Annotated in this window: 9 protein-coding genes and 1 pseudogene; 4 read left to right on the forward strand and 6 right to left on the reverse strand. The window is 54.3% G+C overall.

The annotated features are described in order from the left end of the window. The 3 genes from CFR79_RS14705 to CFR79_RS14715 form a co-directional block, all read left to right on the forward strand. Positions 1-569: DDE-type integrase/transposase/recombinase (locus CFR79_RS14705; protein ID WP_146220158.1), on the forward strand; the 569-nt coding region annotated here is incomplete at its 5' end. Positions 570-693: 124 nt separating this feature from the next. Then, entirely contained in the window at positions 694-1,095 is a 402-nt protein-coding gene (locus tag CFR79_RS14710) for a group III truncated hemoglobin (protein ID WP_039733722.1), read from the forward strand. A gap of 27 nt (positions 1,096-1,122) precedes the next feature. Next, positions 1,123-1,422, forward strand: coding sequence for a DUF1971 domain-containing protein (locus tag CFR79_RS14715; protein ID WP_012813195.1), 300 nt, complete (start codon positions 1,123-1,125; stop codon positions 1,420-1,422). Positions 1,423-2,049: 627 nt separating this feature from the next. Here CFR79_RS14715 and CFR79_RS14720 read toward each other — a convergent pair. Further along, positions 2,050-3,435 carry an IS1380-like element IS1380A family transposase gene (locus tag CFR79_RS14720; RefSeq protein WP_039733932.1) on the reverse strand — a complete coding sequence of 462 codons (1,386 nt, stop codon included), beginning with the start codon at positions 3,433-3,435 and terminating at the stop codon, positions 2,050-2,052. 57 nt (positions 3,436-3,492) lie between these two features. Then, positions 3,493-3,615, reverse strand: a complete 123-nt coding sequence (locus tag CFR79_RS16300; protein WP_258373650.1) for a hypothetical protein — start codon at positions 3,613-3,615, stop codon at positions 3,493-3,495. An 80-nt stretch (positions 3,616-3,695) separates the two neighbouring features. Between CFR79_RS16300 and CFR79_RS14725 the strand changes: the two genes are divergently transcribed. Next, positions 3,696-4,169 carry a YaiI/YqxD family protein gene (locus CFR79_RS14725; RefSeq protein ID WP_039733934.1) on the forward strand — a complete coding sequence of 158 codons (474 nt, stop codon included), beginning with the start codon at positions 3,696-3,698 and terminating at the stop codon, positions 4,167-4,169. 147 nt (positions 4,170-4,316) lie between these two features. On the opposite strand, the gene CFR79_RS14730 is transcribed toward CFR79_RS14725, so the two are convergent. The 4 genes and pseudogenes from CFR79_RS14730 to CFR79_RS14745 all read right to left on the reverse strand — a co-directional run. Then, a complete protein-coding gene (locus tag CFR79_RS14730) occupies positions 4,317-4,967 on the reverse strand; it encodes a YoaK family protein (protein ID WP_039733935.1) in 651 nt (216 codons plus the stop codon). Continuing rightward, positions 4,967-6,136: an oxalate decarboxylase family bicupin gene (locus tag CFR79_RS14735; protein ID WP_025439994.1), complete on the reverse strand. Its 1,170-nt coding sequence runs from the start codon at positions 6,134-6,136 to the stop codon at positions 4,967-4,969. Before CFR79_RS14735 ends, CFR79_RS14730 begins: the two co-directional genes overlap by 1 nt. 861 nt (positions 6,137-6,997) lie before the next feature. Continuing rightward, positions 6,998-7,933: a LysR family transcriptional regulator gene (locus CFR79_RS14740; protein ID WP_052279983.1), complete on the reverse strand. Its 936-nt coding sequence runs from the start codon at positions 7,931-7,933 to the stop codon at positions 6,998-7,000. A gap of 131 nt (positions 7,934-8,064) precedes the next feature. After that, positions 8,065-8,871 (reverse strand): annotated as a pseudogene (locus CFR79_RS14745) (IS1380-like element IS1380A family transposase); the annotation flags it as partial. Between the last annotated feature and the right edge of the window lie 94 nt (positions 8,872-8,965).

The following is an 8,965-nucleotide window of genomic DNA, read 5'->3' on the forward strand; positions in this document are numbered from 1 at the left end:
GGATCTATCGGGAACTGGAACTCAACCTGCGGATTAAACCCCGCAGGCGTCTGGTTCGCGAAAAGCCTGAAAAGCTGTCGGTTCCGGCCCTTCCCAACACGGTCTGGTCCATGGACTTCATGGCGGACAGGCTTTTGGATGGACGCGCTTTTCGGCTCCTGAACATCCTGGATGACTTCAATCGTGAAGGACTGGCGATCGAGGTTGATTTTTCCCTGCCGGCCTGTCGGGTTGTCCGCTGCCTGGAACAGGTTATGGAGTGGCGCGGCAGGCCAGAAGCCATCAGAATGGATAATGGCCCTGAATATGTCAGTCATACGTTGGTTTCATGGGCCGGAAAACAGGGGATTACCCTGATCTATACGCAACCGGGCAATCCGCAGCAGAACGCCTATATTGAACGCTACAACAGAACTGTCCGGCAGGAATGGCTGGAGCAGTATTTGTTTGAAAGCATTCAGGACGTGCAGGAGGTCGCAACACAATGGCTCTGGACATATAACCATGACAGACCCAACATGGGGAACAGCGGGCTAACCCCCGCCCAGAAACTAAAAACAGCTGCCTGAATTCTCATTTAACGCCCGACTAAAAATGGGGGGATTACCTGCCGGGTTTGCGCTGGCGCAACCTTTCTGCCAGTCGCATCAGATAGACTGTACTCAACATCAGGCTGTTAAGGAGGCTCATATTATGAGCAGGCTGCCACTAAACGAGGACAGGCTGGCAACACTTGTAGACGCCTTTTACACACGTGTGCGCGCGGACCCCAAGCTTGGCCCCATTTTTGAAGATGCCGTGACCAACTGGCCTGAGCACCTGCAAACGCTCACGGCTTTCTGGTCTTCCGTCATGCTGGGTACCGGGCGTTACAAAGGCCAGCCAGTGTCCGTGCATATGCAGCACCGTGACCGGATTACGCCAGAACTGTTTGATCGGTGGCTGGCACTATGGGGTGAGACCACCTCCACACACATGCCAGCAGATGTAGCCGCTGTTCTACAGGACAAGGCAGCCAACATTGCCAGAAGCTTGCAGCTTGCACTCTCTTTTTACGCCAAACGGACCATGCCCCAGCGCAACACAGCACCTTGAGGCGCTGTTCCCCGAAAAGTGATACCCATGACCGAAGCCCTGCCCTATCGCTCCACGCCCGTATTCGATCAGGACACGCTACCTGCTGCTTTGCGCACGCGCCATAATACCAAGGCGGGTGTGTGGGGCGTGATCCGTGTGCTTGAGGGGGAGTTGAAGCTCACTTATCTGGCCCCTCCATCTGAACTTCTGCTGACACCCGCCACCCCCGGCCTGATCGAACCGCAGCAGCCTCATTTTGTAACACCCATGGGCAAGGTGGCGATGAGGGTGGATTTTTACGATCAGCCCCCTCCCCCTTCCGCGTTCTCTGCCCCCCAGTCCTGAACAGGTGTGAGCAGGTTTTTCCCATACCAACGCGGACAATCCTCCCGCGCGGCAACCCGGCCAAAATGGCGCTCCATGCAACAGAGAACCGGCCTACTGCATAGGATAAGCGGCTCTCCCCGCCCTGAATAAACATAATTTTTGTAAATAAAAATCAAACAAATGTTGTTTTTGCAGGATAAATAACGCTGTTAAGAAAATTATATCAAATATAGATAGAGAAAGATTAGAATATTATTAATTAATTATTATTAAGGTTTTCTCCGGACATTTCTATTAAGCCCGTCAGGAGACAGCCGCATGTTGGGAAAATGCCTTACAATTTTCCGCAAACCACACGTTAACGGGCTTAAGGTTTATCTTTTTACCACGTCCCTTTTTGTTTCTGTTCCCGCTTTCGCAGCCAGCAGTGCAACGGATTATACCGTTGCTGCAGGCTCGACGCGGATTTCTCACACTTGAGGCAATTTCGGGTCATTTTGTAGAATTCAGTCATCCCACAGGAGCCCGATCTGGAATATTGACGATATTCTGCTTCTGGCGGCGGGTTCTGAACGCAGTGAGGGTGTCACGGCCTGAGAAGGCAGTGTTGGTGGAAGCTATGTGGTCTGTGCACTGTCTGTTTCTTCAGATGGCCTGCCGGAGCCTTCGCAATCGTGCATGAGCGAGGGCGAATTCGTGCTGGCAAGGGAATATATCGGGCATGGACAGGACAATTCGACGCACGCTGACCTTTACGACTGTTGCGATTTTGAGCAGTCGTGCGCGTATGGTGCCACAGGTCGCCGTCTCCAGGCTGGTCTGGCCAAGGGCCAGTCTTTGCAGAGCGGTCAGCAGGACATAGGCTGCGGCCGAGAACCACAGCCGGAGCTGGTTGGCCCGGATGGTGTGGGACGAGGTCCTGTCTGAGAACAGATCCATCCGGCATTCCTTGATGCGGTTTTCCATATCCCCGCGTGCGCAGTAAATCTGTTCGTAGAGATGGCGGGGGTCGGACATTCCCTGCGGTAGCGTGGTGACAATAAAGCGATGATAGCGGTTGCCGTGGTGCCATTCGGCCTTGGCCACCACCCGCCTGCGGCGCGTCCAGCTGTCCTTTGTGATCCAGTCAAAGGAGGCGAAACCGCGCGCAGCTCTGCCTGTCGTGGCGGCTTCGTCACGAACCTCAGCGGACAAAGAGGCAATCCGGTCATACAGGCGGGTGTTGCCTGCAAGCCCGAACAGGAAGTCAACGTGGTTGTCTTCGCACCATGTCATCAGACTGTCCCGGGCGAAACCGCTGTCCCCACGCACCAGGATACGCACCCGGGCCCAACGGCTCCTGATCTGCTCCACGATCCGGCGGATGTCTGCCAGTGCTTCCTTCCCCGGGTCCCTGTCTGCCGTGCGCAGGGTAGCGCTGAGGAGATGGTCCCCGCAGAAGACATACAGGGGAAGATAGCAGTTATGGCCGTAATATCCATGAAAGGCGCGGCCTTCCTGATGGCCATGGATACGGTCATCGGTGGCATCCACATCCAGAACGATCCGGGCGGGTGCGTGCTCATGCTGGTCAAGGAAGAGCGTGACGAACAGGGTAGCCAGGGCCTCATGATCAGCAATGATCCGACAGTAACGATCTGCCTTGTGCCCACTGCGCTCCAACCGGTTCAGTGTAGATTTGCCAGCCAATGCTGCGCAGTTTGCCCGGCCTCCTGACAGACGGCCCGAGGCCAGACCAAAGATCAGGTCATGCCGCAGGGCATCGTGATCATTGAGATCTTCATAGCCCAGTGCCAGGCCCATGATCCGCTGACGGACAAGGTCTTCAACCCGGTATTCCACAAAGCCGGGATGCCGCTTATCGCGAAAACAGGCAGCAAAGCGGCGGCTGAGCCTCAGAATGTCATCAGCCTGCTTCACCAGAATGACGCCCCCATCCGAACTCATGCGACCCTCGTCAAAACGGGCCACAACACGCCGTCCACAGGAGGCTGGAAACTCATACGCGCCTGCGCTACACTCTGTCTGCATCGGGTTCGTTTATTGCTTATGAAAAATTCTTTTGTGCAAAACAGACTTTTTCATAATCTAACCCGATGTACAACCCTTCTGTGAGATTTCCGCGTCGATCACCTCACCGGCGGCGATACGGTTGATGACGGCGTCGGAAAGCCGACGCAGGACGGGCTGGAAAGGAACAGGTTCGGACATGCTGCGAAGAGTTTAGCCCATTCGGGGCAGTGACGGAATCACGCTTTACCTCCTCCGCGCAATAAGGCACGACGAGGCTCATGACCCGTATCTATATTGATGCCGACGCCTGTCCGGTTAAGGACGAAACTTACCGTGTGGCAGGCCGCTACAAGCTGTCCGTCGCTGTTGTGTCGAACCGTATGATCGTCATCCCTGACTCGCCGCTGATCGAGCGCGTCATCGTGGAGGCCGGGCCGGATGTCGCCGACGACTGGATCGCTGAGCAGGCGCAGGAAGGCGACATCGTTGTCACCGGCGATATTCCTCTGGCGGCGCGCTGCGTGGAAAAAGGCGCGAGCGTGATTGACTCGAAGGGAAAGATACTCGACGCCAACTCCATCGGAATGGCGCTCGGCATGCGCAATCTTATGACCGATCTCCGCTCCGCCGGAATGGAGACGCCGGGTGGAGCCTCCTTCAGCAAGCTCGACCGTTCACGTTATCTCTCCGCGCTCGACACGCTGGTGGTGCGTCTGCGGAAACCACGCTTTCGTATCCCTGTCGCGCCATAGGACGTGTCGCCCGTTAGCAGTCTGTTCTCCCGCTCACCTTGTGATGTTTGCACCCGTTTCCGGAACGTGCAGCCAATGGAAACTGGAGACTTGTAATCAGGGAACGAGTGGGACGGATTGCGTCAGCTGCAGGTAATTATCACCCCATCATCCCTGATCCGGCCAGAGGAAAAACAGGTCAATCAGCAGCGGCACCGGAACCAGAAAGAACCCCGAAGTCGCCCCGCGCGCAAAAACCGACACAAAGGCTCCGGCGATACACCCGGTCCAGCCAAGTCCCGGCAGCAATGAAGCCAGCGAAAACTCTCTCTTTCCCCGCCAGATCCCACAGAGAAACTCCGCAATATTATCAGCGAATTTTACAATATTATTGGTGACAACAATCGTCTGCACGGAAATACCGGAAAAGCGTGAAAGCGCCTCGCCCTGCATCGCCATCGCAACCGCCAGCAACAGCGTCTCAATTCGAGCACTGCCACCTGCGGCATGAGACCAGTGGACGCCCTGAGCCAGAACCAGCAATCCCGCCATCCACAGCCACTCATGCCGGTATGCCGGCAAAGCCCGCCGCAACAGACTCGCCGCCAGCGCTCCGAAAAAAAACAGCCCCAGAACCGTGCCGATCGCGCCGGCTCTGGCCAGATCCCGGTCGGCCAGGGAGATCCCGAAGGTGGTCGAATTTCCCGTCATCGCGGCCGTGAAAATGCCGTGGAGTTCAACATACCCCACGGCATCCACATACCCCGCCACAAGACTCAGCGCGAGAACGCGCAGGGCCGAGCGTATCAGCGGTGTCATCAGACGATCAGCGGTTTGTCCTGCCGCAGTTTCGACAACGTTTCATCGTCAAGATTGAGATGTTCCTTCACCATCTGACGCGGCGACAGGCCCAACCACTGATTGGCCGAGAAATCGGCGAAGTGATCGCTCTTGAACGCTTCCAGAAAAACCATCGGTTCATCGCCGATATTTTCCAGATAATGCCCCATCCCGAGCGGCACATAACCCACATCGCCCGCACAGTAATCGAAGGTTCGCGCCTTCCCGCCCGATGCGAAAACCGTCATACGTGCACGGCCACGAACGAAATACTGCCACTCGTCATTGTTCGGATGCCAGTGGAGTTCGCGCATCCTCCCCGGTTCCACAACATTAATTGCAGCGGCAATGGTCGAGGCCGCCGGAAAGTTACGGGAATCGACAACCCGCACGGTTCCGCCAGCAGCTTTCGCAGGCTCCTGCTTCAAAAACCGATGCGTATACCGGATCTGCGACGGACCCTGCGGACATTTGATCGCATCTTCCTTTGCAACCGTCGGTTCGGTTCCATTGAAGATCCAGCGCGTTTTTTCCACATCTGTTGGCAGATTGGCGAAAACGGATTCCGGCACACCGAAATTCTTCGCCAGAACATGTCGCGGCGTATGAGCGAACCAGTCGCTGATCAGGAAAGTTTCGTTTTCAGAAAAATTCGCGTCATCAAAAACAAGAAGGAATTCGCATCCCTCATCGCCAAGTCCCTGAATGGAGTGAGGAATCCCGGCGGGAAAATTCCAGATATCCCCGGCTTCAACATCATCAACAAAAGGGTGTCCGCTTGTATCCAGCGCCGTGACCCGCGCTTTCCCAGCGATCATGAAACCCCATTCAGCTTCCTTGTGATAATGAAGCTCTCGATACCCGCCGGGTTTGAGCCGCATGTTCACTCCCGCAAGCGTTGTAGCGACCGGGAGTTCGCGAATGGTAATTTCACGCGCCCACCCACCGGAGCCAAGACGATTGCGTGCGTCGGCATAAGAGAATTTCAGATTGGGAATTGTCCCCGCATCCGTGTCCGGTGACGCCAGCAGATCGGGAACCTCGCGTTCACGTGGAAGATTGCGCGGTCCAAGAATGCTCGCCCCACGATCACCGCGAACGGGTTCCGGGGCCTCACGTTTTGAGCTGGTCCAGGGAAGGTCTGCCATTGGGGTATTTCCTGCCTGATGTGAATTGCGACAAAATATGTCACTAGCAGGAGTGAAGCATTGATGTCCATCAAGAATTCTGTTTATGGTTGAATACTCACAACAATTTATGGTGTGAATACCCACAACAATGTGAATATTCACGAAGGTAAAATACTCACAGAAAGCATCTGATTAATTTTATAAAATATATAAATTATATTTAAAAATTCTCGAAGCAATTATTATTACAAATAGACGGATTTTGTGGACAGAACGAAGAGATATGTCCGTTTCTGAAAATAAAAGCAGCAATACGGACAATTCTTTATGGAAGCACCACTGTCCGATTGACGAAGATGCCCCCACTCAGCATGCAGAGTTCGTCAACCTGAGCCGTGCCATGGCTTTTCGGGAAAAGGGCCGCAGACGCACTACCTGTTCGTCTGTCAGCCAATGCAGGTCGCCATCTTCAATCCCCTCACGGAGCCTGAAACAGATTTGAACGGAAGTCTGCGTCTGACTATCGCCTCCATGCCTCGTCATGACGATCCTGCTGACATATTTTTATTCTAAAACATACCGCGATCTGGAATAGTATGCGGATCAGACTGGATATTTTTTATCGCATTGTACACAGATTGTCTGTTGTTTGCTTGCCCTGCCGTATCCGCACATCCTGACAGACCCAGAAGGATCGTGACGAATGCGGCAATGCAGCACGCGTGTTTGCAGTTTCTAAAGACCATTTACGTTCTCCAAAGCAAAAACCCTATATGCGCTCCATAAAAGAAGTGCATACTCTACGTTTTTCGAAAAAAGCTGGGTGTCCTGCACTTTTTCCGAACGGAATAAAAAAGTATATTGCTCCCTAATTTATTTTTATTTTTCTGTTTCAACCGGAGTCAGACAGGATTTTTCAATGGCATGAGCGTAGTCGATTGCTACAGCAGTGCCCCAGGCACGAGATGCAAAAGTCGTTATCGGTTCGTCCTTCATCCTGCAAAGACCAATGAAACCTGGTGAGAACCCCTGAAGAGCCCGCTTTTGCAGCTTTTGTTCACCTGATATGCGCAAGGGAAAAGAGGCGATGGGAAGTATCGTTACGACATTACCAAGCATCAACTCGGCGTGTATGAGTTCCAGAGAATCTGATTCCATTTGTACATTGGGAGTAACACCAGCGATTTGAAACCCGGTATCAATCAATTGCCGACAATGCATACCTTTTGTCAGTAATGCCAACGGAAGAGTCGCTGCTTCTTCCCAGGTGATTTCCGGTTGAAGCGGAAGCTCAAAATCATCTACGGCAGCCAGAACCTGATGTTCCGCGTAAAGTGTACGCACCTCGAACGAATTGGCCTGAGGCATTTGATCCGTATACATAATGCCGAAATCAATTTCCTTTGAAATCAACTTCGAAATGATGTCTTCATTTGGAATGACCTGTACGGCACTGGCACATGGTCCAGCATCTTTCCTTATATCCTGCAGGATCAGGGGAATAAGATGAACTGCCGTCGGAATGACGCCAATACGTATGATTCCGAAAAGTCCCTGCCTTGCCAAGGAAGCATCCTGACGTAATTCCGTGATCCCACGCAGAATATCGTGAGCCCACCGGATAACCCGCTTCCCTTCTTCTGTAAGCGTAAATGCTTTTCTCTTTCTTTCAACAATCGTCACGCCCAAGTCCGCTTCAAGCTGACGAATGGCGCGTGAGAGCGCGGGTTGCGAGACGTGACAGGCCTCCGCCGCTTTCGACGCGGATTTCTCACACTTGAGGCAGTTTCGGGTCATTTTGTAGAATTCAGTCATCCCACAGGAGCCCGATCTGGAATATTGACGATATTCTGCTTCTGGCGGCGGGTTCTGAACGCAGTGAGGGTGTCACGGCCTGAGAAGGCAGTGTTGGTGGAAGCTATGTGGTCTGTGCACTGTCTGTTTCTTCAGATGGCCTGCCGGAGCCTTCGCAATCGTGCATGAGCGAGGGCGAATTCATGCTGACAGGGGAACATGTCCGGCATGGACAGGACAATCCGACGGACGCTGAGCGTTACACGTGTCGCGATTTTGAGCAGTCGTGCGCGTATGGTGCCACAGGTCGCCGTCTCCAGGCTGGTCTGGCCAAGGGCCAGTCTTTGCAGAGCGGTCAGCAGGACATAGGCTGCGGCCGAGAACCACAGCCGGAGCTGGTTGGCCCGGATGGTGTGGGACGAGGTCCTGTCTGAGAACAGATCCATCCGGCATTCCTTGATGCGGTTTTCCATATCCCCGCGTGCGCAGTAAATCTGTTCGTAGAGATGGCGGGGGTCGGACATTCCCTGCGGTAGCGTGGTGACAATAAAGCGATGATAGCGGTTGCCGTGGTGCCATTCGGCCTTGGCCACCACCCGCCTGCGGCGCGTCCAGCTGTCCTTTGTGATCCAGTCAAAGGAGGCGAAACCGCGCGCAGCTCTGCCTGTCGTGGCGGCTTCGTCACGAACCTCAGCGGACAAAGAGGCAATCCGGTCATACAGGCGGGTGTTGCCTGCAAGCCCGAACAGGAAGTCAACGTGGTTGTCTTCGCACCATGTCATCAGACTGTCCCGGGCGAAACCGCTGTCCCCACGCACCAGGATACGCACCTGGGCCCAACGGCTCCTGATCTGCTCCACGATCCGGCGGATGTCTGCCAGTGCTTCCTTCCCCGGGTCCCTGTCTGCCGTGCGCAGGGTAGCGCTGAGGAGATGGTCCCCGCAGAAGACATACAGGGGTCACGACACGAAAGTGTACTTTACGTACGCTTAGAGTGAACCCAACAAGAACGTTGAGGCTGTTCTGCTGAGAGTTCGATAGACAGTTGGCCGA

This window comes from Komagataeibacter saccharivorans, from assembly GCF_003207825.1.
Taxonomy (GTDB): Bacteria; Pseudomonadota; Alphaproteobacteria; order Acetobacterales; family Acetobacteraceae; genus Komagataeibacter; species Komagataeibacter saccharivorans.

What these genes read in the sequence shown, in the direction of transcription:
- CFR79_RS14710 (WP_039733722.1), top strand. Translation starts at nt 694, where the DNA reads ATGAGCAGGCTGCCACTAAACGAGGACAGGCTGGCAACACTTGTAGAC.
- CFR79_RS14715 (WP_012813195.1), top strand. Translation starts at nt 1,123, where the DNA reads ATGACCGAAGCCCTGCCCTATCGCTCCACGCCCGTATTCGATCAGGAC.
- CFR79_RS14720 (WP_039733932.1), bottom strand. Translation starts at nt 3,435, where the DNA reads ATGCAGACAGAGTGTAGCGCAGGCGCGTATGAGTTTCCAGCCTCCTGT.
- CFR79_RS16300 (WP_258373650.1), bottom strand. Translation starts at nt 3,615, where the DNA reads ATGTCCGAACCTGTTCCTTTCCAGCCCGTCCTGCGTCGGCTTTCCGAC.
- CFR79_RS14725 (WP_039733934.1), top strand. Translation starts at nt 3,696, where the DNA reads ATGACCCGTATCTATATTGATGCCGACGCCTGTCCGGTTAAGGACGAA.
- CFR79_RS14730 (WP_039733935.1), bottom strand. Translation starts at nt 4,967, where the DNA reads ATGACACCGCTGATACGCTCGGCCCTGCGCGTTCTCGCGCTGAGTCTT.
- CFR79_RS14735 (WP_025439994.1), bottom strand. Translation starts at nt 6,136, where the DNA reads ATGGCAGACCTTCCCTGGACCAGCTCAAAACGTGAGGCCCCGGAACCC.
- CFR79_RS14740 (WP_052279983.1), bottom strand. Translation starts at nt 7,933, where the DNA reads ATGACTGAATTCTACAAAATGACCCGAAACTGCCTCAAGTGTGAGAAA.